Origin of the sequence: Pseudomonas sp. FP2338 (genome assembly GCF_030687515.1) — a bacterium.
Taxonomy (GTDB): Bacteria; Pseudomonadota; Gammaproteobacteria; order Pseudomonadales; family Pseudomonadaceae; genus Aquipseudomonas; species Aquipseudomonas salomonii.
This window is the reverse complement of sequence record NZ_CP117436.1, coordinates 337,166-361,945: the sequence shown is the minus strand read 5'-3', so window position 1 is coordinate 361,945 and position 24,780 is coordinate 337,166. Positions and strand designations below refer to the sequence as shown.

General features: G+C 59.6%; 22 protein-coding genes and 1 pseudogene. 14 read left to right on the top strand and 9 right to left on the bottom strand.

Annotated elements, in window-relative coordinates; translation table 11 throughout:
- Positions 1–1,059: 1,059 nt before the first annotated feature.
- From PSH96_RS01520 to PSH96_RS01510, 3 genes are read left to right on the top strand one after another with little or no spacing between them, the layout of a single operon-like run.
- A complete protein-coding gene (locus PSH96_RS01520) occupies positions 1,060–1,494 on the top strand; it encodes a hypothetical protein (protein ID WP_305457063.1) in 435 nt (144 codons plus the stop codon).
- On the top strand, positions 1,491–2,951 hold the full coding sequence (locus PSH96_RS01515; protein ID WP_305457062.1) for an ATPase domain-containing protein: 1,461 nt from the start codon (positions 1,491–1,493) through the stop codon (positions 2,949–2,951). Before PSH96_RS01520 ends, PSH96_RS01515 begins: the two co-directional genes overlap by 4 nt.
- A gap of 10 nt (positions 2,952–2,961) precedes the next feature.
- On the top strand, positions 2,962–3,987 hold the full coding sequence (locus tag PSH96_RS01510; RefSeq protein WP_305457061.1) for a HAMP domain-containing sensor histidine kinase: 1,026 nt from the start codon (positions 2,962–2,964) through the stop codon (positions 3,985–3,987).
- 310 nt (positions 3,988–4,297) lie between these two features.
- Here PSH96_RS01510 and PSH96_RS01505 read toward each other — a convergent pair.
- Positions 4,298–4,551: pseudogene (locus PSH96_RS01505) on the bottom strand (transposase); the annotation flags it as partial.
- A 21-nt stretch (positions 4,552–4,572) separates the two neighbouring features.
- On the opposite strand from PSH96_RS01505, the gene PSH96_RS01500 reads away from it, so the two are divergent.
- Together PSH96_RS01500 and PSH96_RS01495 are read left to right on the top strand one after the other, a co-directional pair.
- On the top strand, positions 4,573–5,211 hold the full coding sequence (locus PSH96_RS01500; protein WP_305457060.1) for a cupin domain-containing protein: 639 nt from the start codon (positions 4,573–4,575) through the stop codon (positions 5,209–5,211).
- A gap of 75 nt (positions 5,212–5,286) precedes the next feature.
- On the top strand, positions 5,287–5,421 hold the full coding sequence (locus PSH96_RS01495; RefSeq protein ID WP_305457059.1) for a hypothetical protein: 135 nt from the start codon (positions 5,287–5,289) through the stop codon (positions 5,419–5,421).
- Positions 5,422–5,439: 18 nt separating this feature from the next.
- Here the strand turns inward: PSH96_RS01495 and PSH96_RS01490 are convergent, their stop codons facing one another.
- From PSH96_RS01490 to PSH96_RS01480, 3 genes are all read right to left on the bottom strand, one after another.
- Positions 5,440–6,141, bottom strand: coding sequence for an SDR family NAD(P)-dependent oxidoreductase (locus PSH96_RS01490; protein ID WP_305457058.1), 702 nt, complete (start codon positions 6,139–6,141; stop codon positions 5,440–5,442).
- Positions 6,138–6,359, bottom strand: coding sequence for a 4-oxalocrotonate tautomerase family protein (locus PSH96_RS01485; protein ID WP_056860696.1), 222 nt, complete (start codon positions 6,357–6,359; stop codon positions 6,138–6,140). The genes PSH96_RS01490 and PSH96_RS01485 overlap by 4 nt, the downstream gene beginning before the upstream one ends.
- 185 nt (positions 6,360–6,544) lie before the next feature.
- Positions 6,545–7,831 carry an OprD family porin gene (locus PSH96_RS01480; protein WP_056860697.1) on the bottom strand — a complete coding sequence of 429 codons (1,287 nt, stop codon included), beginning with the start codon at positions 7,829–7,831 and terminating at the stop codon, positions 6,545–6,547.
- A gap of 407 nt (positions 7,832–8,238) precedes the next feature.
- On the opposite strand from PSH96_RS01480, the gene PSH96_RS01475 reads away from it, so the two are divergent.
- Complete coding sequence (locus PSH96_RS01475; RefSeq protein WP_305457057.1) at positions 8,239–10,326, top strand: TonB-dependent siderophore receptor; 2,088 nt, start codon at positions 8,239–8,241, stop codon at positions 10,324–10,326.
- Positions 10,327–10,979: 653 nt separating this feature from the next.
- On the opposite strand, the gene PSH96_RS01470 is transcribed toward PSH96_RS01475, so the two are convergent.
- Complete coding sequence (locus PSH96_RS01470) at positions 10,980–11,198, bottom strand: hypothetical protein (RefSeq protein WP_305457056.1); 219 nt, start codon at positions 11,196–11,198, stop codon at positions 10,980–10,982.
- A 234-nt stretch (positions 11,199–11,432) separates the two neighbouring features.
- Complete coding sequence (gene aguA / locus PSH96_RS01465; protein WP_305457055.1) at positions 11,433–12,539, bottom strand: agmatine deiminase; 1,107 nt, start codon at positions 12,537–12,539, stop codon at positions 11,433–11,435.
- A 365-nt stretch (positions 12,540–12,904) separates the two neighbouring features.
- Between aguA and rfbB the strand changes: the two genes are divergently transcribed.
- The 5 genes from rfbB to PSH96_RS01440 all read left to right on the top strand — a co-directional run bounded on the left by rfbB (position 12,905) and on the right by PSH96_RS01440 (position 18,303).
- Positions 12,905–13,987 (top strand): dTDP-glucose 4,6-dehydratase, encoded by a 1,083-nt coding sequence (gene rfbB, locus PSH96_RS01460; protein WP_305457054.1) that lies wholly within the window; start codon positions 12,905–12,907, stop codon positions 13,985–13,987.
- A gap of 41 nt (positions 13,988–14,028) precedes the next feature.
- Positions 14,029–14,574, top strand: coding sequence for a dTDP-4-dehydrorhamnose 3,5-epimerase (rfbC, locus tag PSH96_RS01455; RefSeq protein WP_065930828.1), 546 nt, complete (start codon positions 14,029–14,031; stop codon positions 14,572–14,574).
- A 65-nt stretch (positions 14,575–14,639) separates the two neighbouring features.
- On the top strand, positions 14,640–16,448 hold the full coding sequence (locus PSH96_RS01450) for an ATP-binding protein (RefSeq protein ID WP_305457053.1): 1,809 nt from the start codon (positions 14,640–14,642) through the stop codon (positions 16,446–16,448).
- Entirely contained in the window at positions 16,445–17,830 is a 1,386-nt protein-coding gene (locus tag PSH96_RS01445; RefSeq protein ID WP_056860703.1) for a sigma-54 dependent transcriptional regulator, read from the top strand. The genes PSH96_RS01450 and PSH96_RS01445 overlap by 4 nt, the downstream gene beginning before the upstream one ends.
- A 17-nt stretch (positions 17,831–17,847) precedes the next feature.
- On the top strand, positions 17,848–18,303 hold the full coding sequence (locus PSH96_RS01440) for a thioesterase domain-containing protein (RefSeq protein ID WP_305457052.1): 456 nt from the start codon (positions 17,848–17,850) through the stop codon (positions 18,301–18,303).
- A 128-nt stretch (positions 18,304–18,431) separates the two neighbouring features.
- Here PSH96_RS01440 and cysQ read toward each other — a convergent pair whose 3' ends face one another.
- Together cysQ and nudE are read right to left on the bottom strand one after the other, a co-directional pair.
- A complete protein-coding gene (gene cysQ / locus PSH96_RS01435) occupies positions 18,432–19,268 on the bottom strand; it encodes a 3'(2'),5'-bisphosphate nucleotidase CysQ (RefSeq protein WP_056860705.1) in 837 nt (278 codons plus the stop codon).
- Positions 19,265–19,831, bottom strand: a complete 567-nt coding sequence (gene nudE / locus PSH96_RS01430; protein ID WP_305457051.1) for an ADP compounds hydrolase NudE — start codon at positions 19,829–19,831, stop codon at positions 19,265–19,267. Before nudE ends, cysQ begins: the two co-directional genes overlap by 4 nt.
- An 87-nt stretch (positions 19,832–19,918) precedes the next feature.
- Between nudE and yrfG the strand changes: the two genes are divergently transcribed.
- Positions 19,919–20,581 (top strand): GMP/IMP nucleotidase, encoded by a 663-nt coding sequence (gene yrfG, locus PSH96_RS01425; RefSeq protein WP_305457050.1) that lies wholly within the window; start codon positions 19,919–19,921, stop codon positions 20,579–20,581.
- A 154-nt stretch (positions 20,582–20,735) separates the two neighbouring features.
- Here the strand turns inward: yrfG and lysM are convergent, their stop codons facing one another.
- A complete protein-coding gene (lysM, locus tag PSH96_RS01420) occupies positions 20,736–21,176 on the bottom strand; it encodes a peptidoglycan-binding protein LysM (RefSeq protein WP_305457049.1) in 441 nt (146 codons plus the stop codon).
- 234 nt (positions 21,177–21,410) lie between these two features.
- On the opposite strand from lysM, the gene fdhD reads away from it, so the two are divergent.
- Positions 21,411–22,250, top strand: coding sequence for a formate dehydrogenase accessory sulfurtransferase FdhD (gene fdhD, locus PSH96_RS01415; RefSeq protein ID WP_305457048.1), 840 nt, complete (start codon positions 21,411–21,413; stop codon positions 22,248–22,250).
- Positions 22,247–24,595, top strand: coding sequence for an FdhF/YdeP family oxidoreductase (locus PSH96_RS01410; protein ID WP_058422615.1), 2,349 nt, complete (start codon positions 22,247–22,249; stop codon positions 24,593–24,595). The genes fdhD and PSH96_RS01410 overlap by 4 nt, the downstream gene beginning before the upstream one ends.
- Positions 24,596–24,780 lie beyond the last annotated feature (185 nt).

The window sequence follows — 24,780 nt, the reverse complement described above, 5'->3', positions numbered from 1 at the left end:
GCAAATTTTAGGTCTGCTGATTAATCAAACTCTGGCAGATTTTACGTAGCAACGCTGACTTCAAGATGGTGCCTGCGTTTTTACACAGGGTGGATTCTTGCCTATTCTCTACCGAGGGGATGATCAATAACGTCCGACTTAGGAGGTTTACCATTCTTTATGCCGCTCTGAATGGTTTACTTGCAAGCCCACATCGTGCTGACATTGACATCTCAAAAATCCCGGGCTCGATTCCACCGAACGCCATAACTAGCTGATTTATTTATAGTTACTTGTCGGGGTACGCCAAATTTTCCACCGACTTCCAGACCCACGGAAACCTAGTCCTGCCGAAAACTACCGTTCGTCTGGTGCCGCACCACATAGAACAACGACTTAGGCTCACCTCACGGTGGGCCTTTTTCGTTTTGGGCCTCTTCTAGTAGAAATTTTCCCCGTTCGTTCCCCGTTTCTTTAAAAGGCTGGTGATTCCACCCTCGTCAGTCATCCACGCAAAAAGCCATCTCAATCATCTATACCTCTTAAGATCACCACCCCGGATCAGGGTAGTGGTCATTCATGGGGTGTTTCCGTAGCGGGGTCATTCCAAGTCGGTTAGGCGCGCTTTGCCTCAGCCTGGGCGGGGTGCTTTCGTAGCCGTCGATAGCGATCAGTGAATGCGGCTGCTAGGCTCTGGGCTCTGTGTAAGTCCGACCACGGCGCATGCCAAGGGCAACCTTAGACAGCTCGTCGCTTTCTTGCAGGCGGAGTTTGGGGTCTCTAGGATCTGCCTCTACAAGGCCGATTTTGGGCGTTACGCTGAGATCGACCTTGAAACGTTGGCATTCCTTCCCATTTGAGTTCGGCGGCGATAGCGCGGTTTTTGTTTTTACACACTCTGGGCCAATAGCAGACGGTCAAGAAGGTCAGATATAAACCCAAAGCGGTCGTTCAAGCTGTTCACCAAACAGTCTTGCTTCGCCACCATTTACTATCGCATTCGTGATGTCGCGTCCATGGGGATCAATAATTCGCTTGTGGGTGTACCATCGGACTCTGCTCATCAGATATCAGTCAGCCATGTCCACGCTTAGCGAAGAGAGCCGCCGGATCGTAGCTACTCTGGCGCACCGTGTTGGTCCCCATGCTGACACTGCAAGCATTGCCGAGGCGATTGTTGCGATATTGCAGGCTCTGGACGCAGCCCTGACGCCCATTATTGGCCAACATGGGGTTGTCGCGCTTTACCGGCGCAGTCTGCACCTCTGCGTTTCCACCCATCCGCGCCTTGCCGGCACCTATGACAGTGTGCCGGCCACGATGGATCTGATTGCCCTCAAATCCGTGCTCGTCGAGCAGCAAGGCACCGAAGCGCTGTTTTTCGGTGAAGTGTTGCTGACCACTCTCTACGAGCTTCTGACCACGCTTATCGGGCCATCGCTCACCGCACGTTTGCTTCGTGGCGTGTGGGAACCTTCTTTGAGCGACACCCCCTCGCAGGAAAACTCGCCATGAGCACCAAAGTAACTATCAACCGCCTGGCCACCGGCGTGCCAGGACTGGACGAGGTGCTGGGCGGTGGATTGCCGGAATTTTCGTTCAACCTGATCGCCGGCCCGCCGGGTTGCGGCAAGACCACGCTGGCGCATCAGATGATGTTCGCCCTGGCGACGCCCGAGCGCCCGGCGCTGTTCTTTACCGTACTCGGTGAACCGCCGTTGAAGATGCTGCGTTACCAGCAGCAATTTGACTTCTTCGACAGCGAAGCGATCAACCAGTCGATCCGCTATATCAATTTGGCCGACGATACCCTGGCCGGTGATCTGGACGAGGTGCTGCGGCGCATCGTCAGCGAAGTCGAAACGCATTCGCCGGCGCTGGTGTTTGTCGATTCGTTCCGCTCCGTGGTGCTAGCCAGCCAGACCCAGGACAACCCGAACAACAACCTGCCACAGTTCGTTCAGCAACTGGGCATGTTGATGACGACCTGGCAGGCGACGACGTTCCTCATCGGAGAGTATTTCACTGAAACCGACACCAACCCGATTTTCACCGTGGCCGATGGCCTGATCTGGCTTCGTCAAAGCGTTCAGCGCAACTCCATGGTGCGCAAGCTGGAAATCATGAAGATGCGCGGCCAACCGACGTTGCCGGGCCTGCACACCTTCCGCATTGCGACTTCCGGGATCAAGGTTTTTGCACCCGTTATAGCCAGCCCGGTTGATGCGCCGTTGGAATTGCCAATCAAGCGCTTGAACATGGGGGTTGCGCGGCTCGACGAGATGCTCGGCGGCGGTCTGCCTCGGGGTTATTCGCTGCTGGTGGCCGGGCCTTCCGGGTCGGGCAAGAGTATCCTCGCGGCTACTTTCCTTGCGGAGGGCGCGCGCAATGGCGAAACTGGCGTGATCGCAGTGTTCGAACAACGGCCCAATCACTCGCAGAATGCGACTCTATCTGGTTTGATTGCGAGCGGGCAGGTCGGTCTGGTGGACAGTCGCGCTGCCGATCTGTCGATTGACGAAATTGTCCAGCTGTTGCTCGGCGAGATCATCCGGCTGAAAGCCACTCGCGTGGTCATTGATTCGCTGTCGGGCTTCGAACTGGCAGTGGCGCCGACCTTCCGCGAGGATTTTCGCGAGTCGTTGTCGCGCATGGTCACGGCGTTAACCAATTCCGGGGTCAGTGTATTGATGACCTCAGAGCTGGAAGATCGTTACACCGATCTGCGTTTTAGCCCTTACGGCACGGCGTTTCTGACCGATGCGATCATCGTCCAGCGCTATATTGAGGTAGAGAGCCGGTTGTTGCGCATCATGGCCGTGGTCAAGGTTCGCGCCAGTGCGCACTCTGATGAGTTACGTCAGTACTTCATTGATGATAACGGCCTACACATCGGTGACATGTTGCCGGAGCAAGAAGGTTTGCTCGGTGGTCGACCGACAAAGCAGCGCTTGAGCAAGGTCGACGGATGAGCGAAGAATAATGAGTGAGACAAGCGGCAAGAATGAACAGGCTATAGCCACTGCTGCACGCGAACTGTTCTTACTGGGCCGGAAGACGGTCGCGGCTCGCGCGGTACTCACGGCGCTGCATAAGAAACTCAGTGACGCTAACAGCCAGCTTGTTGATAGCTTGCAAGTCGAGCAACTTATTGAGGCCAATCAGCAACTCGTGCTGGCAATTTTATCGGCGCAGTCTGATGTTGAAGATCAGAAAAACGCTCAGGCAGAACAGCATCTGTACTTAGAGATGCGTGAAGCCAACGAGCAATTGGTTATAGCAGCGCTTAGCGCCCACGACTTACAGATTGCAGCTGAACAGGCACTGAAGCAGCAGCGCAACATCCTCTCTATAGTGGCCCACGAGCTGCGAAATCCACTGACGCCCATAAGCATGATTGCTGGCCGGATGGTGCGGGTTCCTCGCGAAGAGTTGCCACGCATGCAGATATTGATTGAAGGCCAAGTGCAGCAAATGTCCCGATTGGTGGAAGATTTACTCGACATTGCTCGCGCTACCACCGGTAAATTTCGCCTCAACTGCCAAGTTACCAATATGACTGACATCATTAATGAGGCCATAGAAATCTGTACTCCGGTCATGCTCGCTCACGGCTTAAATTTCAGCTCAGAACTATTGGAATCTCGTTTAGCGGTGAACGGCGATCCTGTACGGCTGACGCAGATTCTCGATAATCTGCTGGGTAACGCGGCCAAGTACACGCCGACTGGCGGCACGGTCACACTTGCAGTTTCCGTTGAAGCCAATCTGCTGGAAATTTGCATTCGGGATTCCGGCATTGGTATCACACCCAAAGCGCTGCCGTTCATCTTTGAGCCGTTTGTCCAGGATGTTCACGCAGTGGGTTTCAATGGCGCAGGCTTAGGCATTGGTCTGACGGTGGTGCGAGAGTTGGTTGAAGCCCATGGCGGAACAGTGACCGGCACAAGTGCGGGGGAAGGTAAGGGAAGCGAGTTCGTGGTGAAAATACCGCTGTTAAATCACTAGCTTTTCTAGAAGAGTGGTCAGGACGACACACAAGCGGTAATTAATGCGGCGGATGCTATCGGTAAGATCAAGTCCACATTTACCGGTGAGCAGTATCAAAAAGCGCTAGAAAGCCTCTATCAGTACTTTACCGAATCGTAAGCCTGTGGCGACGTATTTTCCAGCGCGAGCGCTGAGGTGACCAAACCGCCTCTGCGCTTACCTACCGGCTGCGCAATACCGATACTTCAGTACTTTCGAACGCCCAAATTAAAGGCGATGGTGTCCGCCTATTTTTGAACTGACCCCACAAAGTTGGACATTTACCCATCTATGCCTGAGCGGCCTGAGTTCTGTATTCAACAGGACTCAGGCCGTTTAGCTTCAGTCTGATACGCGAGTGATTGTAATACTGGATGTACTCGTCGATGCCAGCGTGAAGCTCATCAAGGTCGTTAAATTTATTCAGATAAAAAAACGCTGACTTCAATGTGCCGAAAAACTCTCCATGGCCGCATTGTCGTAGCAGTTACCCTTGCGCGACATGCTCGGCGTCACGGAGCTGTTTTTGAGAGCCCGCAGGTAAATGGGATCATTCATCCGGGAATGCAGTTGGAGGGGCTGGCCAAAGGCGATCTGTTGTCGCAGGTGCTGGCGCAGATTCGTCTGGCGGGTGATCGGGTGTATTCCTCTGCGTTGGCCGATCAGCAGCCGCTCGAGCTGGATGAAAACAGCGCGCATATCTGCGTGCTTCAGCAAGGTCAGTTGCAACTGGAGGCCGTCGGCCAGGCGCCGATGACGCTGCAACAGGGTGATGTGCTGTTGCTGCCTCACGACCCCACGTGCATCACGCTGACGGCGTGCGATGGGCCGGCCAGTGTGGTGGTGTGTCGGTTCTGGTTCGACGCGAGCAGTTTCCAGGCGATGCTGTTTGCCCTGCCCCGGCTTATCCATATTCGGCACACCGAAGCCGCCGCCTGGGCCGAAGGCATCCTGCATTTCATGTTGCTTGAAGCCCATGACACGCAGCCGGGCGGTGCGTTGATGATTTCACGCCTGATTGATCTGGTGGTGATTCGCATCCTGCGCACTTGGGTGCAGCAAGGGGCTGCATCGGGATGGTTGGGCGGGTTGTCGGATGCGCGTATCGCGCGGGCGCTCAGGGCTATTCATGCAACGCCGGGCCAGCAGTGGCGCATTGATACGCTGGCGGAGGTGGCCGGCATGTCGCGTTCCAATTTCTGAGAGCGGTTCAGCGCGTTGGTGGGGCGTTCGCCGTTGCGGTATTAGAATGAATGGCGGCTGACCCTGGCCAAAAGCATGCTGGCCAAGCAGGAAGGTCGCATCGGCGAGGTGGGTTTTGCGATTGGCTATGAGTCCGAGGCCGCGTTCAGTCGGGCCTATAAAGCCTTTTTCGGGCGCTCGCCACGGGATGATAACGCCCGGCCAGGTTAGGCCGGGCGTGGTGGTGTATCAGTGCCCGGCGCTTTGCCCGCCGTCCACATGCAGGATCTCACCGGTGACAAACCCGGCGCTCTCCAGGTAGGTGATCGCCTGGGCGATATCACTCACTTCGCCCATGCGCCCCACCGGGTGCAGTTGCCCCAGCGCCGCATGGGCGTCTTCGCCATGCATCGGCGTCTTGATGATGCCTGGGCTTACCGCGTTCACTCGAATGCCGCGTTTGGCGTATTCAATCGCCAGGGATTTGGTCGCGGCATTCAGCCCGCCTTTGGTGAGGCTGGCGAGTACCGAAGGCACGCCGTCGATGGCGTGATCGACCAGGCTGGTGGTGACATTAACGACGTGGCCGGCGCCGTGTTTTTCCATCTCGGCGATGGCCAGTTGGGTGATGTAGAAAAACCCGTTGAGGTTCACCGCCAGCACGTTGGCGTAATCGTCCTGGGTGTAGGCGGTGAAGGGTTTGGCGATGAAGATGCCGGCGTTGTTGATCAGGCTGTCGACACGCCCGAAGGTCGCCAGGGCTTCGCGGATGACGCGCTGGGCGGTGGCCGGGTCGGCGATGTCGCCGGGCACCGTGAGGATGTTCGGGTCGGTGGATGGCTGGATCGAACGCGAGGTGGCAACCACTCGGTAATCGAGGGCGCGGTAGGCTTGAACCACGGCGGCGCCGATGCCTTGGGAGGCGCCGGTGATGATCACGACTTTGCTCATTTTGTTTCTCCGGTAAGGGCTTGGGATGTGCGGTATTCGGTGGTGGTGATGCCGGCATAGCCCCAGTTATCGGTGTCGATTTCTTCGATGACGATGTGGGTCAGGTCCGGGCGCTTGTTGAGCACGCGTTCGAGGGTTTCGGTGAACTCGGCGATGACCTGGGCTTTTTGCTCAGGGGTCACGCCGTCACGGGTGATGCGCAGGCTGACGAAGGGCATGGTGTTGGCTCCAATGGGCGGGCAGTGAGGCCAATTTAGGCCTGCGCCTGGAGCGGATAAAGATGGGCCGGAGTACTTCATTAGTGATGTGATGTAACAAGTACGTGTGCAACACGCAGGCATAAAAAAACCCCGAACCAGTCGGGGTTTTTTATCGCCTGGCATCAGGCGCGACGTGCGATCAATTAGAAAACGTTGATCGGGTAGTCGGCGAACAGACGGATTTCGTTACCGCCTACGTTGTAGTTGCTGGCGTTGCTGGAGACGCGCAACCACGACGCACGAGCGCGCAGGCTCAGGTCTTTGGCTGGGCCGCTTTGAACGACATATTTGAACTGGTTGAAGATTTCACGCTCGGTGCCACTGCCACGGTTGGAACCGTCGTCAATGTTGGTGCCGCGCACGTAAGCGATGTTGTAGGTCAGGCCAGGCACGCCGAAGGCGCTGAAGTCCAGGCCGTAGCCTGCTTGCCAGGAGCGCTCGTCCTTGCCGTTGAAGTCGGACCAGTAGGAGTTGGCCAGCAGGATGGTATTGCCGCCGTCGCCGATACCGCCAGCGTTGCGGTAGCCGCCGTACAGGTAGCCAGTGTCGCCGGTGCTGCGCTGGTGAGCGAGGGTGAAGCTGTGCGGGCCAACAGCCCAGGTAGCGCCCAGGCTCCAGATTTTGTTGTCGCGGGCGTCCGCATCACCTTGGTTTTCCAGGGCGAAGCTGCGGTCCAGCTTGGTTTTGTAGCCGTTGAAGTCAAAGGTCAACGATTGCTTCTCTGGCAGGGCCAGCACGTAGTTGACGTTGACGTATTGCTTCTTCAGCACGTCCTGCATGTTGGAGGCGTACAACGCCGCCGACAGGCTCTCGGTGAATTTGTAGCTACCACCGATGTAGTCGATGCTTTTCAGCGCGCCACTGTCGGAACCTTCGGCGCTCTTGCGAGCTTCCTTGGTGAAGTGACCAGCGTCCAGTTGCAGGCCGGCGATCTCTTTGGAAACGATCGACGTACCGGTGTAGGTTTCCGACAACAGACGGGAGTTGTCGTACTGCAACACAGGCACAGCCGGCATCTGGTCACCGTACTTGAGTACAGTGTTAGAGACGCGGAACTTGACGGCAGCGCCGCCCTTGGCCAGGTCGTTGGCTGCTTCGCCGCTGTCGCCTTGCTTGAAGAAGTCGATACCGCCAGCGCCGCTGCGACCTTTACCGCCGTCCAGGCGAATGGCGTATTGGCCGATCACGTCCACACCCACACCGACGGTGCCTTGGGTGAAGCCGGATTCGAACTTGCCGATGAAGCCCTGGCCCCATTCGGCTTTGTCTTGCTTGCCGTTTTTGTAGTCACGGCTGATGTAGGCGTTACGTGCTGCGATGTTCAGGTGGCTGTCGTCCACGAAACCCTTGGATTGCTCCTGGTCGTTCGCCATTGCTGTCGATGCGCTCAAAATCCCCAGAGCGATCAGACTCATCCGTTGCTTCAACATTTCTTATATTCCTTATTACTGGTTGAGTACGCGCTGTGACACCAGGCTCCGTGTCGCTTTTCTGGTGTCGACGTTATCCAAAAAAAGAAGGCCCGCGGACGACTGAACTGCCGCGGGCCTTTTTTTATTGGATGAGTCATGGCGGTGAGCCACAGGCGTTGGGCGCAATCCTATGCGCGCGTTGAACTATGTGTCAATTTCGTGAATCGTCTGTATTTAGGCGAAATAATTCTAAGCGGTGCATTCCAAGGCCTTCGCTCAAGCCTGAAAAATCGTCTGATTCGTCAAGAAAACATATTATGTAACACTTTAGCCAAGGGTATGTTTGGGAATAGATAACCTACGCAAATGCAAAGCATTACCATTCGCGCGCTTTTCTTTTTCCAACACTTTTGGATCGACTTCCCATGCCTGCCTCTCGCCTGACGCCCATCACTTTTGGGCTTTCTGTTTTGTTGTCTGCCGGTTTCGCCTGTGCCGCCACGGTCTTGCCCGAAACTTCGGTGAGCGCCGAAGCCGATGAAGACGACCCACGCGTCAAGGAGACCAACACCGCCACCCGCACTGCTACTTCGGTGCGTTACGTGCCCCAGGCCATCGACTCGGTTAAAACCGAAAGCCTGCGTTCCTACGGCACCAACGACCTGGGCCAGGCGTTGAGTGGCATTCCCAACGTCAGCAGCGGCGCCGATACGCGCTTCGACAGCCTGCGTATCCGTGGTTTTGACGCGAGCAATGACTTCTACCTGGACGGCATTCGCGACGACAGCCAGTACGTGCGCGACCTGCATAACATCGAGCGCATCGAAGTGCTCAAAGGCCCGGCCGCCGTACTGTACGGACGCGGCGGCCAGGGCGGGATCGTCAACCGCGTGAGCAAACTGCCCCAGGCGGGCCGCACGTCCAGCATCGAAGCCCAAGGCGGCAGCCAGGATTTGCGCAGCCTGTATGCCGACCTCAGCACCGACCCGACGGATAACATCAGCCTGCGCCTGAATATGGGCAACCAGGACAACAACAGCTTTCGCGACGGTGTGAGTGGCAATCGCCAACTGTTCGCGCCGTCGATGAGCTGGCAACTGACGCCCGACCTGAACTGGCTGGTGCAATACGAATACAGCCGTTACAACCGCACGCCGGACCGTGGCATCCCCGGGGTCAACGGCCGCCCCGCCGATGTGAGCCGCAGCACGACCTACTTCGATAGCCGCGATTACATCGACGATAAATCCCAGTCCCTGCGCTCCAGGCTGGCCTACGAAATCAACGCCAACTGGCAGCTGCGCCACACCCTCGGCGTGTTCAAGCTCGACAGCGATTTCGACAACACCTACCAGGTCGGCTACGACCCCAAAACCAACAAAGTCTCGCGCCAGCGCTGGCAACAAGACCTGAACACCCGCAACGTGTTCAACAACCTTGAGCTGGAAGGTGGGTTCGACACTTTCGGCCTGGAGCACCGCCTGCTCACCGGCCTGGAGCTGGGCAGCCAGCGCCGTGATCCAAAGTTGTACAGCGCTACCGCCACCAACCGTGGCGGCCAGGCCGTGCCGAGCCTGGACCTCAACCAGCCCGACCGCCACTTGAGCCACACCGGGCGCATGAGTGTTTCCAGCAACAACCACACCGAAGTCGAAAGCCGCGCCCTTTACGTACAGGACCAACTGCGCCTCAACGATCAATGGCAAGTGTTGGCCGGCCTGCGTTACGACCACTTTGAAGTGGACACCACCAGCAAGCTGCTCAATACCCAGCAGGCGGTCGACAGCCACAGCACCAGCCCGCGCATCGGCCTGGTCTGGACGCCGCTGGAGCACCATTCGTTCTATGCCTCATGGAGCAAGACCTTCTCGCCGGCCGGCGGCGGCTTGATCGGCATCACCCCGAATGCCGCAGGCGCCGTCAACGACCTGAGCCCGGAGCTGACCAAGCAAAAGGAAATCGGGGTTAAAAGCGACTGGCTCGACGACCGCCTGAGCACCACCCTGGCCGTGTACGAGCTGGAACTCTACAACCGCCGCACCAGCGACCCACTCGACCGCAACATCACCCTGCTCACCGGCGAACAACGCTCACGCGGCGTGGAGCTGACCGCCACCGGCAAAGTCGTCGGCAACTGGTACGTACGCGGTGGCATCGGCCTGCAGGATGCCAAGGTGGTGAAGGACAACAGCGGCTTTGAAGGCAAGCGCATCAGCGACGTGGCCAAGCGTAACGCCAGCCTGTTTATCACCTGGAAACCGGAAATGGGCTGGTACGCAGAAACCGGCCTGACCCTGGTGGGCGACCGTTACGCCGACAACCTCAACACCGTGGTGCTGCCAGGCTACGGCCGCTGGGATGCACTGGCCGGGTTCCGCCAAAAAGAATGGGACGTGCGTGCGGCGCTGAACAACATCGCGGACAAAAATTACTACGCCTCGGCCACCAGTGCGGCGCAGATCCAGCCAGGCGAGCCACGCAGTCTGGTGGTAACCGGCACCTACAACTTCTAAGTTTCACTCGGTCAATGTGGGAGCTGGCTTGCCTGCGAAAGCGGTACATCTGCTGGAAAGTTGCTGGCTGACAGAATGCCTTCGCAGGCAAGCCAGCTCCCACAATTGATCTCAGTGGTCTTCAGTTTTTTGCACTAGCTCACCGAGCCTGCGGGCAACAGGCACCTACAACTTCTAAATTTTACGCGCTCAATGTGGGAGCTGGCTTGCCTGCGAAAGCGGTGTATCTGCTGGAAAGTTGCTGGCTGACAGAATGCAATCGCAGGCAAGCCAGCTCCCACTATTGATCTCAGTGGTCTTCAGTTTTTTGTACTAGCTCACCGAGCTTGCGGGCAACAGGCACCTACAACTTCTAAATTTTACGCGCTCAATGTGGGAGCTGGCTTGCCTGCGAAAGCGGTACATCTGCTGGAAAGTCGCTGGCTGACAGAATGCCTTCGCAGGCAAGCCAGCTCCCACAATTGATCTTGGTGGTCTTCAGCTTTTGCAGTAACCCACCGAGCTGCGGGCAACAGGCACCTACACCCCCTAAATATCACGCGGTCAATGTGGGAGCTGGCTTGCCTGCGAAAGCGGTACATCTGCTGGAAAGTCGCTGGCTGACAGAATGCAATCGCAGGCAAGCCAGCTCCCACAATTGATCTGGGTGTTCTTCAGCTGTTCAGGAGTTCGCACAGCGCTTGCAACTCATCCTCACTGAACAATCCCGTCGGGTAGCGTTCACTCATCACGCTGCGCAAGTCAGGCTGTTGCTGCCTCACCTGTCGCGAGCCGTTTGCCTTCAACCATAGCGCCAGCGCATGGATCGCATCACCGCTAACCCGCGTCGGGTGGAACGGGCGCGTGTAGATCGGGTTGATATCGGCGTTCATTTCAGCGCTCTCTCCTACTGCGTGAGCGGCTAACTTACTCAAGGTTTGTGACAGAACTGTGCAGTCATCACCTTGGGTCACTGTGGCAACACCGATACAAGAGCTATGCCAATGTCCCGTGTTTATAGGCATTCGGGCACAAAAAAGCCCGCAACCTAGCCAGGCTGCGGGCTTGCTGTAAGCGCTTTAAACAGGTAGCGCTCGGCGTTCACTCAAACGCTGTTACAACCGCACTCAATTTTTGTGCGGTGCCGGCTGTTGTTGGGTCAGGCAATGGATATTGCCGCCGCCCAGTAACAGTTCACGGCCCGGCACCATCACCACTTCGTGCTGCGGGAACAGGTTCTGCAGGATCTCTTTGGCTTGGCTGTCCAGCGGGTCATCGAAGCTCGGCGCGATGATGCCGCCGTTGACGATCAGGAAGTTCACGTAGGAACCGGCCAAACGCACAGTAGGATTACGTTCCTGAGAACCGTCGACTGGATCGACACCGGCGCATTCCTCTTCGGTCGCGTACAACGGGCCTGGGATCGGCATTTTATGCACTGTGAACGGGCGGCCTTTAGCGTCTGTGCTGCTTTGCAGCACGGCCATGGCGGTGTGGCAGCGCGCAAAGTTAGGGTCTTGCGGGTCATCGGTCCAGGCCAGCAACACTTCGCCGGGGCGCACGTAGCAGCAGAAGTTATCCACATGGCCGTCGGTTTCATCGTTGAACAGGCCATCCGGCAACCAGATAATTTTATCCACCGCCAAATGGTCACGCAGCACCGCTTCGATGGCCGCTCGGTCCAGATGCGGGTTGCGATTGCGGTTCAACAGGCATTCTTCGGTGGTAATCACGGTGCCTTCGCCGTCGACATGGATCGAACCGCCCTCCAGCACGAAGCCTTCGGTGCGGTAGCGCGGCGCGCGCTCGATCTCGAGTATCTTGCCGCCCACCTGCGAATCGCGGTTCCACGGCGCATACAGGCCGCCGTCAAAGCCGCCCCAGGCGTTGAAATCCCAGTTCACGCCGCGCACTTCGCCACTGTTATTGATCACAAAGGTCGGGCCGGTGTCGCGCACCCAGGCGTCGTCGTTGGACATTTCCACCACGCGGATATTGGGCACGTCCAGGCGCGCACGGGCGTTCTCGTACTGGCCGGCAGACACCGCGACAGTGACCGGCTCAAAGCGCGCAATGGCCTTGGCCACTGCCACGTGAGCGGCCTGCGCCGGCTTGCCGCCCAGGCGCCAGTTGTCCGGGCGCTCGGGCCAGATCATCCAGGTTTGGGTTTGCGGCGCCCATTCGGCAGGCATGTAGAAGCCATCGGCGCGAGGTGTGCTGTGCAGGGTGGTCATGGCGTTCAGGACTCCGAATGGGGTGAAAGCCGACTTTATAACGGATAAAAATCGGCTTTAAAAGTGATAAAAGATCATGAATGACAAATATGACAGCCGTTAGTCGATAACAATCGATAACCTACAGTTGCTAATAAAGCACCTTCGACACCCTGTCGACAAAGAAATCCACGCCGTGTTTAGACGTCACCATCGGCGGCTTGATCTTGAATATGTTGAGGTAGTCGCCGGTCGGCAGCATGGAAACCCAACTCGCGCAGGCAATCAAGGCAACCCTTCTTCACCCGAGTAGGCTTGCGCCGCCCCGTTGCGCAACTCAAGCTATGCTCTGGCTTAATGTCTGTCTTGGAAAAAAGGCTCTCTGAATGCGCATTCTCATCACCGGCGGCGCCGGCTTCATCGGTTCTGCCCTGGTTCGTCACCTGATTCAACACACCGAGCACGAAGTGCTCAACCTGGACAAACTCACCTACGCCGGCAACCTGGAGTCACTCACCAGCATCGCCGCCAACAGCCGCTATGAGTTCGTGCAGGCCGATATCATCGACCAGGCCGCCGTCAGCGCCGTGCTGGCGCGCTTTGAGCCGCAGGCCATCATGCACCTGGCCGCCGAGTCGCACGTCGACCGTTCCATTGATGGCCCCTCGGACTTTATCCAGACCAACATCGTCGGCACCTACAGCCTGCTGGAAGCCACCCGCGCCTATTGGCAAACCCTGGAGGAACCGGCCAAGAGCGCGTTCCGCTTCCACCATATTTCCACTGACGAAGTGTACGGCGACCTCCACGGCGTGGACGACTTGTTCACCGAAACCACGCCTTACGCACCCAGCTCGCCGTATTCGGCCAGTAAAGCCGCCTCCGACCACCTGGTGCGCGCCTGGCAGCGCACCTATGGCCTGCCGGTGCTGCTGACCAACTGCTCGAACAACTACGGGCCGTTCCACTTCCCCGAGAAGTTGATTCCGCTGGTGATCCTCAACGCCCTCGCCGGCAAGCCACTGCCGGTCTACGGTGACGGGTTGCAAGTGCGCGACTGGCTGTTCGTCGAAGACCACGCCCGCGCCCTGTTGAAAGTGGTCACCGAAGGCGTGGTCGGCGAGACCTACAACATCGGCGGTCACAACGAGCAAAAGAACATCGACGTGGTACGCGGCATCTGCGGCCTGCTCGAAGAACTGGCGCCACAGCGCCCGGCCGGTGTGGAGAAGTTCACCGACCTGATCACCTTCGTCAAAGACCGCCCGGGCCACGACCAGCGCTACGCGATCGACGCGAGCAAGATCGAACACGAGCTGGGCTGGGTCCCGGAAGAAACCTTTGAAACCGGCCTGCGCAAAACCGTGCAGTGGTACCTCGATAACCTGGACTGGTGCCGCAGGGTCCAGGACGGCAGCTATCAAGGCGAGCGCCTGGGCAATACCGACCCAAAAGACCTGATCGCATAAGGTTCTGATCACACGACCCGTTCACCCGGCGAGGGAAACAAATGAATGTAATCGCTACTAAGCTGCCCGACGTATTGATCCTCGAGCCCAAGGTATTTGGCGATGAGCGTGGCTTTTTTTATGAGAGTTTCAATGCCAAGGCGTTTGCGCAAGCCACCGGCCTGCAGCTGGAGTTTGTGCAGGACAACCACTCTCGCTCGCAAAAGGGCGTGCTGCGCGGCTTGCACTACCAGATAGAAAACACCCAGGGCAAACTCGTGCGGGTAACGGCCGGTGAGGTTCTGGACGTGGCGGTGGATATTCGCCGCAGTTCGCCCACTTTCGGCCAGTGGACCAGCGTGCGCCTGTCCGCTGAAAACAACCGCCAACTGTGGGTTCCAGAGGGGTTTGCCCATGGGTTTGTAGTACTCAGCGACTACGCCGAGTTCCTCTACAAGACCACTGACTACTACACGCCTTCGGCTGAGCGTTGTATTCGCTGGGACGACCCGGAGCTCAAGATTGACTGGCAGTTTGAGGGCACACCAACCCTGTCCGCCAAGGATCAGATCGGTAAGGCCTTGGCAGACGCCGATCTGTTTGCATGACCGGCGAGTGCCTTGCACGCCGGCCCTAGGCATAATGCGCCTGTCCCCACAGGCGCATGACTCCCATGACTCCACCTCTCCCGCGTAGACCTCGCTGGCGCAGCCTCGCCTTACTGGCGTTGTGCCTGGCACCGCTGCTGTGGCCGCTGGAGCATCTGGCCGAGCGCTACTACCGCAGCGAACTGGCCGGGCAGAACCGCCAAACCCTCGACCTGTATGTCGCCAACCTGCTCGGCACCCTGCACCGCTACGAAGTGCTGCCGCAGATCCTCGGTGACTTGCCGGCCCTGCGCACCGCGCTGGATGCGCCCCAGGTCAGCGCCAACCTGACCAACGCCAACCTGCTGCTCAAGGATGTCGCCGCCCAGGCCGGGGTGGAAGTGATGTACCTGATGGACACCACCGGCAAGACCCTCGCCGCCTCCAACTGGGACAAGCAGGACAGTTTTGTCGACCGTAACTTCTCGTTCCGGCCTTATTTCAGCGAAGCCATGGCCGGGCGTCTGGGGCGGTTCTTCGGCTTGGGCACCACCTCGGCCAAACGCGGCTACTTCTTCGCCGCCGCTGTGCGCGACGGCGCAAAAATAATCGGCGTGCTGGTGGTCAAGGTCGATCTGGACCACACCGAAAGCCTGTGGGGCAAAACCCCCGAGCAACTGCTGGTGACCGACCACAACGGCGTGGTCATCCTCACCTCGCGCCCGCAATGGCGCTTCCGGGCGACCCGGCCGCTCACGGCGCAGGAGCGCCAGGCAATCGTCGCCATCCAGCCCTACCCGACCCGCGACCCGCAGCCGCTGGCTCTGAGCACCACGGCGTGGCTGCGCCAATCCACGGCCATCGCCGAAACCGGCTGGACCGTGGAAATTCTTGCGCCGCGCTCGCTGATCAATCGCCCGGTGCGCACCGTGGTGGCCGTGGGCGGCGCGACGCTGCTGGTGCTGATGTTGCTGCTGGGTCTGATGATGCAGCGCCGTCGCCATTACCTGGAGCGCATCGCCTTCGAAGCCAAGGCCCGCCGCGAGCTGGAAGCGCGTGTGATCGAGCGCACCAGCGACCTCGAAGGCCTTAACCGCCGACTCAAACAGGAAGTGCTGGAGCGTGAACACGCCCAGCAGGAACTGGTGCGCGCCCAGGATGACCTGGTGCAGGCCGGCAAGCTGTCGGCGCTGGGCACCATGTCGGCGAGTATCAGCCACGAACTCAACCAGCCGCTGGCGGCGATCCGCAGCTACGCAGAAAACGCCGAGATCCTGCTCGACCACGAACGCACCAACGACGCCCGTGGCAACCTCAAGCTGATCAGCGAACTGACCGGGCGCATGGCCTCGATCATCGCGCACCTGCGCGCCTTCGCCCGCCGCGACCGCCACGCCCCGGAAAGCGTGGCCCTGCAACCGGCGCTCGACGATGCCCTGGCATTGCTGGCCAAACGGCGGCGTTCGATGGAAGTCGAATTGATCCGCGATTTACCCGAGGCGACCTTATGGGTGCAAGCCGGCGAAACCCGCCTGCGCCAGGTGCTCGGCAACCTGCTGGCCAACGCCCTCGACGCCCTTACCGAAAAAGGCCCGCCGCGCAGATTGTGGCTGAGTGCCCAAACCACCGAACAGGGCGTCAACCTGTACATTCGCGACAACGGCCCAGGTTTTTGCATGGAAGCCCTGGGCCGCGCCAGCGAGCCGTTCTACACCACCAAGACCCGCACCCAGGGCTTGGGGCTGGGCCTGGCGATCTGTGAGACGTTGATGCGTGCCTTTGGCGGCGAACTGTTGTTCGCCAACCACAAGGAAGGCGGCGCGCTGTTAACCCTGAAATTGCGTGCCGGCTCGCCGGGCGTGAGTCTGCAACCGTCCGAGGACCGCAGTGTATGAGTATCGATAACCAGATCCAGGTGGTGTTGATCGACGACGATCCACACTTGCGTCAGGCTCTGTGCCAGACCCTGGACCTGGCCGGGCTGAAAGTCCTGACCCTGGGCGAAGCCACGGGCCTCACGGCGCGCCTGTCCCGCGATTGGCCGGGCGTGGTGGTCAGCGATATCCGCATGCCCGGCATGGACGGCCTGGAGCTGCTGGCCGAACTGCACGGCCAGGACCCGGACCTGCCGGTGCTGCTGATAACCGGCCATGGCGATGTGCCGCTGGCGGTGCAAGCCATGCGCGCCGGGGCCTATGACTTCCTCGAAAAACCCTTCGCCAGCGATGCCCTGCTCGACAGCGTGCGCCGCGCACTGGCCCTGCGCCGCCTGGTGCTGGACAACCGCAGCCTGCGCCTGGCCTTGAGCGATCGCCAGCAATTGAGCACGCGCCTGGTCGGGCATTCGCCGCAGATGCTGCGCCTGCGTGAACAGATCGGCGCCCTGGCGGCGACCCGCGCCGACGTGTTGATCCTCGGTGAAACCGGCGCCGGCAAAGAGGTGGTGGCCCGCGCCCTGCACGACCTGTCGAGCCGCCGCAGCGGGCCGTTTGTGGCGATCAACGCCGGCGCCCTGGCGGAATCGGTGGTCGAAAGCGAGCTGTTCGGCCATGAGCCCGGCGCCTTTACCGGCGCGCAGAAACGCCGTATCGGCAAGTTCGAGTTCGCCAATGGCGGCACGCTGTTCCTCGATGAAATCGAAAGCATGAGCCTGGACGTGCAGGTCAAACTGCTGCGCCTGTTGCAGGAGCGAGTGGTCGAGCGCCTGGGTGGCAATCAGTTGATCCCGCTGGATATCCGCATCATCGCCGCCACCAAGGAAGACCTGCGCCAGGCCGCCGACCAGGGACGCTTCAGGGCCGACTTGTATTACCGTCTCAACGTGGCGCCGCTGCGCATTCCGCCGCTGCGCGAGCGCGGTGAAGATGCACTGATGCTGTTCCAGCATTTTGCCGACGAAGCCAGTAGCCGCCACGGCCTGCCGTTGCACGAACTGCAACCAGGCCAACGTGCACTGCTGTTGCGCCACAGCTGGCCGGGCAATGTGCGTGAACTGCAAAATGCAGCCGAGCGCTTTGCCCTTGGGCTGGAGCTGGCACTCGATGCCACGGCAGACAACCCCGCCACGGGCGTGCTGACGTCAACCTCTGGCGGTTTGAGCGATCAGGTCGAGCAGTTCGAAAAAAGCCTGATCGCCGCCGAGCTGACCCGCCCCCACAGCTCGGTGCGCAGCCTCGCGGAAGCCCTGGGCATCCCGCGCAAAACCCTGCACGACAAACTGCGCAAGCACGGCCTGAACTTCGCCGACAGCGCCAGCCACAGCGCCGACGACGAATGACCCGCCAAGAGACCGCCATGAACCGCGACAGCCGCTACCTGGAATCGATCCTTCACCACGACATTCCCCTCACCCGGGAAATGGGCCTCAAGGTGCTCGACTGGCAACACAGCCAACTGCAGTTGCACCTGCCCTTGCAGGCCAATATCAACCACAAGAGCACCATGTTCGGCGGCAGCCTCTATTGCGGCGCTGTGTTGGCGGGTTGGGGTTGGCTGCACCTGAAACTGCGTGAAGAAGGTGTTGAAGACGGGCATATCGTGATTCAGGAAGGGCAGATCAGTTATCCGCTGCCGGTGACTCAGGATGCGATCGCCATTTGCGCGGCGCCGGAAGACAAGGTGTGGAAGCGCTTTGTGGCGACGTACAAACGCTATGGCCGGGCGCGGTTGGCGTTGGAGACGTGGATTGTGAATGAGGGCAGTGAGGAACGAGCGGTAGCCTTCACTGGCCAATACGTCCTGCACCGCTAACTGCCACCACACAAAACAACTGTGGGAGCTGGCTTGCCTGCGATGAGGCCGTGTCAGTCGAATCAATTATCGACTGATACACCGCTATCGCAAGCAAGCCAGCTCCCACATTTTGAACGGTTGCGGCTTTAAGAACGGGCCAGGGTCAGCAGGCGCTCGCGCCACGCTGCCTTGGCCGGCAACGCCAGAAAGAACGGGTTTAACAACGAAGCCCGCGCCGGATAGCTGAACGGCGCACCACTCAACTCCAGCACCTCACCACCCGCCCCTTCCAGCACGCCCTGGGCCGCAGCCGTGTCCCACTGTGACGTCGGCGCCAGGCGCGGGTAGCAATCGGCACTGCCTTCGGCCAGCAGGCAGAATTTCAGCGAGCTGCCGATATTCGCCAGCTTCAGCTCACCCAAGCCTTCGCTCAAGCCACTGAGCAGGCGCTCCTGCTCCGGGCTGCTATGGCGGCGGCTGGCAACCACGGTAAAAGCCTCGCCTGCAGCCGGGGTCTGGCGTACCTGGATCTGCTTGGGTGCTTCACTCACGTCCGAGCGCCACGCGCCCAAGCCTGCGCCACCGAAGTAGCAGCGGCCACTGGTGGGCATCGACACCACGCCAAATACCACGCGGCCTTGCTCGATCAACGCAATGTTGACGGTAAATTCTTCGCTGCCGGAAATAAACTCCTTGGTGCCGTCCAGCGGGTCCACCAACCACCAGCGCTGCCAGCCGGCGCGCACGTTCTGGTCGATATCGGCGTCTTCTTCGGACAACACCGGGATGCTCGGGTCCAGGGCGGTAAGGCCCGCCAGGATCAGGTGGTGAGCCGCCAGGTCGGCCGCCGTCACCGGCGAATCATCCGCCTTGGAGGTGACCGCTACGTCCGCACGCCAATACGGCAGGATGACTTCACCCGCCTGGCGCGCCAGCTCGATCACAGGGGCAATAAACGGATGGCCTAAAAACAGTTCGCTCATGCGACAAAAGCTCCACGCTGGGTCAACAGGTCTCGTACCAAATACAGGGCCGCCAATGCACGGCCTTCACTGAACTGATCGTTTTGCGCCAGCATCGACAACTCGCGCAGGTTGACGCGCTCCACGCGCATCGGTTCAGGTTCATCGCCTTCCAGGCGTTCTTCATACAGCTCGGTGGCCAGCACCACCTGAATCTTCTGGCTCATATAACCAGGCGACAAGGACAGCTCGGTAATGTGCTCCAACTGGCGCGCGCCATAACCGGCTTCCTCCTTGAGTTCGCGGTTGGCCGCCGCCAGTACGTCCTCGCCAGGTTCGATCAAACCCTTGGGCAAGGACAATTCATATTCGTCGGTGCCGCCACAGTATTCTTCCACCAGCAACGCGTGGTCGGCATCGATCATCGCCACGATCATCACCGCGCCGTAACCGGCACCGCGGCCTACCAGGCGCTCGTAGGTCCGTTCAACGCCATTGGAAAAGCGCAATTGCACTTCCTCCACGCGGAACAAACGGCTACTGGCGACTATTTCGCGGGCGAGGACGGTGGGTTTCTGGCGCATAAGCGGCTCCTTGGCGTGATCGGGTTACTATACCGTGGCTTTTCCGATTGTCTGTGTCGGATATCTTTACTTACATGAGAACGCCCCATGCCCTCTTTGCCCTGGCACGCCATCGACACCGTCCTGCTGGACATGGACGGCACCTTGCTCGACCTGCACTTCGACAACCAATTCTGGATGGAGCACCTGCCCCAGCGCTACGCGCAACTGCACGGCGTGAGCCGGGCCATGGCCGACATGGAGTTGCAACCGCTGTTCGAGCGTAACGCCGGACAGTTGCAATGGTATTGCCTGGATTTCTGGAGTGCCGAGCTGAACATCCCGGTGCGCGAACTCAAACTGGAAACCGCCCACCTCATCGCCCTGCGCCCGGACGCGGACACCTTTCTGGCGGCGATCAAACAGGCCGGCAAGCGTGTGATTTTGATCACCAACGCCCATCGTGATTCGCTGTCATTGAAGTTGGAGCGCATTGAACTGGCGCCGTATTTCGAACGATTGATCAGTTCCCACGACTACGGTTTCGCCAAGGAAAACCCGCAATTCTGGGATGCCTTGCAAGCCGACATCCAGTTCGACCCGGCCCGCAGCCTGTTTATCGACGACACCTTGCCGATCCTGCGCAGTGCACGCGAGTTTGGCGTGGGGCATTTGCTGGCGGTCAAAGAGCCGGACAGCAAGAAGGGGCCGAAGGACACAGGGGAGTTTGCGGCAGTCGATGATTACAGAGATCTCATTGCAGGGCTCTAATGTAAATGTGGGAATGTGAATGTGGGAGCTGGCCAGTGTGGGAGCTGGGCTTGCCCGCGATGCAGGCACCTCGGTGTATCAGTGATACCGAGGTGATGCTATCGCAGGCAAGCCAGCTCCCACACAAAGCTGCTCCCACAGTTAGCTCTGTGTGTTACTCAGGAATACGCAGTACTTGCCCTGGGTAAATTTTGTCCGGGTGCGACAACAACGGCTTGTTGGCCTCAAAGATTTTTTGGTATTTGTTGGCATCGCCATATTCGCGCTTGGAAATAGCGCTGAGCGTGTCACCTTTTTCAACGGTGACAAAACGGGCGGCTGCCGCAGCCGGGCCAGTCACGGTGATCTGGTCATCCACACTGCCAACACCGGCGATATTGCCCGCAGCCAGGATGATTTTCTCTTTCTCTTCCTGAGTGGCAACTTCACCTTTAACGGTGACTTTGTCGCCCTCAACGGTTGCGGTGATATTCGGATTTCCGAGCCCTACCTTGCTGATGTGATCCTTCAGCTCATCGCTCGCATTGGCATTACCCGGCGTCAACAGATCAATCAACTTCTCGCCTGCTTCCTTAACAAAGCTAAAAATACTCATGGTGCGCTCTCCTTGGGGTTTAAGTTCCAGATGCCCAAGACTAGACCAGTCCTGCAGACTTGGGTTCCAGGCCCGCCAAATACCCAAACACGCTAGCCTGCGCGCTGCCTGGAATAAGCCCGCCATAGACGCCTTGATCGACGCCATCTATCAATAGATCAGTACAGCCGATTAGACGCGACCCTTTGTCGCGCCTAGTCTAAAGATCGATCATTCCCTCGGTGGTATTGCCCCATGAACGCCAAGCGCCCAGTCTGCGCGGCGCCTGCCCTCGAAACGCCAGCGCCAGCCGCCAGCCAGAGCTACCAGTTTTGCAATCTCGAACACACGGAAATCGCCAGCACTGCATTGGCCGAAGAAGTGGCGTTGGCGATTGCCTATAACGACATCAGCCAGGCGGTGATGCTGGTGACGCCCACCGACCTGGAAGACTTCATTGTCGGCTTCAGCATCGGCAGCGGCATTATCGCCGACGTTAGCGACATTTATGATCTAAAACTCAGCGGCGCTGGCTCTGCCCAGTACGCTCAGGTGCAGATTTCCAGCCGAGCCTTCTGGAACCTCAAGCAGCAACGCCGCCAGCTGGCCGGCACCAGCGGTTGCGGCCTGTGCGGGGTAGAAGCCGTGGAGCAAGCCTTGCCAGACCTGCAAGTGCTGCCCGGCGCACCGTTGCCGCCTGCCGAATGGCTCGACGGCCTGCGCCAACGCATCAGCGCCTTTCAGCCCTTGGGCCAGCACAGCGGCGCGGTGCATGCGGCGATCTTTATGAATAACCAGGGCGAGTTGCTGATGGGCCGCGAAGACATTGGCCGGCACAACGCCCTGGATAAATTGATCGGCGCGCTGATCCGCCAAAAAATTCCGACCGACGGTGGCCTGGCCATCGTCACCAGCCGCTGCAGCCTCGAATTAATCCAGAAAGTCTTGCGCGCGGGCATCCAGACCCTGGTCAGCCTGTCATCGCCCACCGGCCTGGCCCTGCAATGGGCGCGCCGGCACAACCTCAATCTCATCCACCTGCCGCAAAAAAGTGCGCCGCGGGTCTATAGCCCCGCGATGGAGAACCAGCCATGAGCATGCATCACCAAGCCGACCAAACCCCGACCCCGCGCTACAAGCCTTACAAAGGCCCGGCCGGCGGCTGGGGCGCACTGATCAGCGTGGCGCAGGCCTGGCTGACCAGCGACAACGCCATGAAAAACCTGCGCATGATGCTCAAGACCAACCAGAACGGCGGTTTCGACTGCCCTGGCTGCGCCTGGGGCGACTCGCCGGAAAGCGGCATGGTCAAGTTCTGCGAGAACGGCGCCAAGGCGGTCAACTGGGAAGCCACCAAGCGCCGCGTGGACGCCGCCTTCTTCGCCAAGCACAGCGTCACGGCGCTGCTGGAGCAGAGTGACTACTGGCTGGAATACCAGGGCCGCCTGACCGAGCCGATGCGCTATGACGCCGAGACCGATCGCTATAAAGCCATCAGTTGGGAAGCCGCCTTTGACCTGATCGGCAAGCACCTCAACGCCCTGCCAAGCCCGGACATGGCCGAGTTCTACACCTCGGGCCGGGCCAGCAACGAAGCGGCGTACCTGTACCAGCTGTTTGTGCGCGCCTATGGCACCAACAATTTCCCCGACTGCTCGAACATGTGCCACGAAGCCAGCGGCGTCGCCCTGGCGCAAAGCGTGGGCGTCGGCAAAGGCACCGTGACCTTTGATGACTTCGAACATGCCGATGCGATTTTCGTCTGGGGCCAGAACCCCGGCACCAACCACCCGCGCATGCTCGAACCGCTGCGCGAAGCGGTAAAACGTGGCGCCCAGGTGGTGTGCATCAACCCGCTCAAAGAGCGTGGCCTGGAACGCTTCCAGCACCCGCAACACCCGCTGGAAATGCTCACCAACGGCGACAAACCGACCAACACCGCGTACTTCCGCCCGGCGCTGGGTGGCGACATGGCCATCCTGCGCGGCATGGCCAAGTTCCTGCTGCTGTGGGAGCGCCAGGCCCAGGCCGAAGGCAAAGAGGCGGTGTTCGACCACGACTTCCTCAATGAACACAGCGTCAATGTGCTGGAGTACCTGGGGCAGATCGACGACACCTCGTGGGATGAAATCGTCGCGCAGTCCGGCCTCAGCCTGGTCGAGATCGAACAAGCGGCGCGCATGTACGCCAAAGGCAAAAACGTGATCATGTGCTGGGCGATGGGCATCACCCAGCATCGCCATTCGGTGCCGACCATCCAGGAAATCGCCAACCTGATGCTGCTGCGCGGCAACATCGGCCGCCCAGGTGCCGGCCTGTGCCCGGTGCGCGGTCACAGTAACGTGCAGGGCGACCGCACCATGGGCATCAACGAACGCCCGCCGGTGGCGTTTTTGGATTCGCTGGAGCGCCGCTTCCAGTTCCAGGTGCCGCGTACCAACGGCCACAACGTGGTCGAAGCGATCCACGCCATGCTCGAAGGCCGTTCCAAGGTGTTTATCGGCCTGGGCGGCAACTTCGCCCAAGCCACGCCAGACAGCCCGCGCACCTTTGAAGCGCTGCGTAGCTGCGACCTGACCGTGCAGATCAGCACCAAGCTCAACCGCAGCCACCTGATGCACGGCAAAGACGCGCTGATTCTGCCGTGCCTGGGCCGAACCGACATCGACATCCAGGCCGACGGCCCGCAAGCCGTCACAGTGGAAGACTCGTTCAGCATGGTGCACGGCTCCAATGGCCAACTGCAGCCGCTGTCGACGCTGATGAAATCCGAGCCGGCGATTCTGGCCGGGATTGCCGCCGCCACGTTGGGCAGCAAGCCGGTGGACTGGAACTGGCTGGTGGCCGATTACGGGCGCATCCGCGACCTGATTGCCGACACCATTCCAGGCTTCAAGGATTTCAACGAGCGTATCAAGCACCCAGGCGGTTTCTACCTGGGCAACTCCGCTGGCGCGCGTCGCTGGAACACGCCGTCGGGCCGCGCCAATTTCCGCCCGAACGTGCTGCCCAAAGACCTGATCCACGAACGCACCCATGCCACAGGCCGGGTGCCGGACCTGATCATGCAATCGATGCGCTCCCACGATCAATACAACACAACTATTTATGGCCTGGACGACCGCTACCGTGGGGTCAAGGGCCAGCGTGACGTGCTGTTCGTCAACGAAGCCGACATTATCCGCCTGGGCTTCAAGCCGGGGCAGAAGGCTGACATCGTGTCGCTGTGGGAAGATGGCCGCGAGCGCCGCGTGAAGGGCTTTACCTTGCTGGCGTTTGATATTCCGGCGGGCCAGGCGGCGGCTTACTACCCGGAAGTGAACCCGCTGGTGCCGCTGGAAAGCACCGGGGATGGCAGCCATACGCCGACGTCGAAGTTCGTGGCGATTTGCCTGGAAGCGGCGAGCGACAGTGGCTTGATCATGGCCCGCTCAGCCTGACTTGATCCGGGCTCTTCTTTGCTTGAGCTACCGCTTTCGCGAGCAAGCCCGCTCCCACACTTGAAATGCATTCCAACTGTGGGAGCGGGCTTGCTCGCGAAGAGGCCGGCACAGTCGCCCTCTATTTTTCAGGCACAAAAAAAGGCCGCTTTTGCATAAAAGCGGCCCTTCCGAAGTAGCTAAAG

Excerpts from the sequence above, each read along its gene's own strand:
- PSH96_RS01450 (WP_305457053.1), top strand. The coding sequence starts at position 14,640 with ATGACTCCACCTCTCCCGCGTAGACCTCGCTGGCGCAGCCTCGCCTTA.
- PSH96_RS01500 (WP_305457060.1), top strand. The coding sequence starts at position 4,573 with ATGCAGTTGGAGGGGCTGGCCAAAGGCGATCTGTTGTCGCAGGTGCTG.
- PSH96_RS01480 (WP_056860697.1), bottom strand. The coding sequence starts at position 7,831 with ATGTTGAAGCAACGGATGAGTCTGATCGCTCTGGGGATTTTGAGCGCA.
- PSH96_RS01515 (WP_305457062.1), top strand. The coding sequence starts at position 1,491 with ATGAGCACCAAAGTAACTATCAACCGCCTGGCCACCGGCGTGCCAGGA.
- PSH96_RS01475 (WP_305457057.1), top strand. The coding sequence starts at position 8,239 with ATGCCTGCCTCTCGCCTGACGCCCATCACTTTTGGGCTTTCTGTTTTG.
- PSH96_RS01520 (WP_305457063.1), top strand. The coding sequence starts at position 1,060 with ATGTCCACGCTTAGCGAAGAGAGCCGCCGGATCGTAGCTACTCTGGCG.
- rfbC (WP_065930828.1), top strand. The coding sequence starts at position 14,029 with ATGAATGTAATCGCTACTAAGCTGCCCGACGTATTGATCCTCGAGCCC.
- PSH96_RS01490 (WP_305457058.1), bottom strand. The coding sequence starts at position 6,141 with ATGAGCAAAGTCGTGATCATCACCGGCGCCTCCCAAGGCATCGGCGCC.
- PSH96_RS01495 (WP_305457059.1), top strand. The coding sequence starts at position 5,287 with ATGCTGGCCAAGCAGGAAGGTCGCATCGGCGAGGTGGGTTTTGCGATT.
- PSH96_RS01440 (WP_305457052.1), top strand. The coding sequence starts at position 17,848 with ATGAACCGCGACAGCCGCTACCTGGAATCGATCCTTCACCACGACATT.
- cysQ (WP_056860705.1), bottom strand. The coding sequence starts at position 19,268 with ATGAGCGAACTGTTTTTAGGCCATCCGTTTATTGCCCCTGTGATCGAG.
- rfbB (WP_305457054.1), top strand. The coding sequence starts at position 12,905 with ATGCGCATTCTCATCACCGGCGGCGCCGGCTTCATCGGTTCTGCCCTG.
- PSH96_RS01445 (WP_056860703.1), top strand. The coding sequence starts at position 16,445 with ATGAGTATCGATAACCAGATCCAGGTGGTGTTGATCGACGACGATCCA.
- fdhD (WP_305457048.1), top strand. The coding sequence starts at position 21,411 with ATGAACGCCAAGCGCCCAGTCTGCGCGGCGCCTGCCCTCGAAACGCCA.
- aguA (WP_305457055.1), bottom strand. The coding sequence starts at position 12,539 with ATGACCACCCTGCACAGCACACCTCGCGCCGATGGCTTCTACATGCCT.
- PSH96_RS01470 (WP_305457056.1), bottom strand. The coding sequence starts at position 11,198 with ATGAACGCCGATATCAACCCGATCTACACGCGCCCGTTCCACCCGACG.
- nudE (WP_305457051.1), bottom strand. The coding sequence starts at position 19,831 with ATGCGCCAGAAACCCACCGTCCTCGCCCGCGAAATAGTCGCCAGTAGC.
- lysM (WP_305457049.1), bottom strand. The coding sequence starts at position 21,176 with ATGAGTATTTTTAGCTTTGTTAAGGAAGCAGGCGAGAAGTTGATTGAT.
- yrfG (WP_305457050.1), top strand. The coding sequence starts at position 19,919 with ATGCCCTCTTTGCCCTGGCACGCCATCGACACCGTCCTGCTGGACATG.
- PSH96_RS01410 (WP_058422615.1), top strand. The coding sequence starts at position 22,247 with ATGAGCATGCATCACCAAGCCGACCAAACCCCGACCCCGCGCTACAAG.
- PSH96_RS01485 (WP_056860696.1), bottom strand. The coding sequence starts at position 6,359 with ATGCCCTTCGTCAGCCTGCGCATCACCCGTGACGGCGTGACCCCTGAG.
- PSH96_RS01510 (WP_305457061.1), top strand. The coding sequence starts at position 2,962 with ATGAGTGAGACAAGCGGCAAGAATGAACAGGCTATAGCCACTGCTGCA.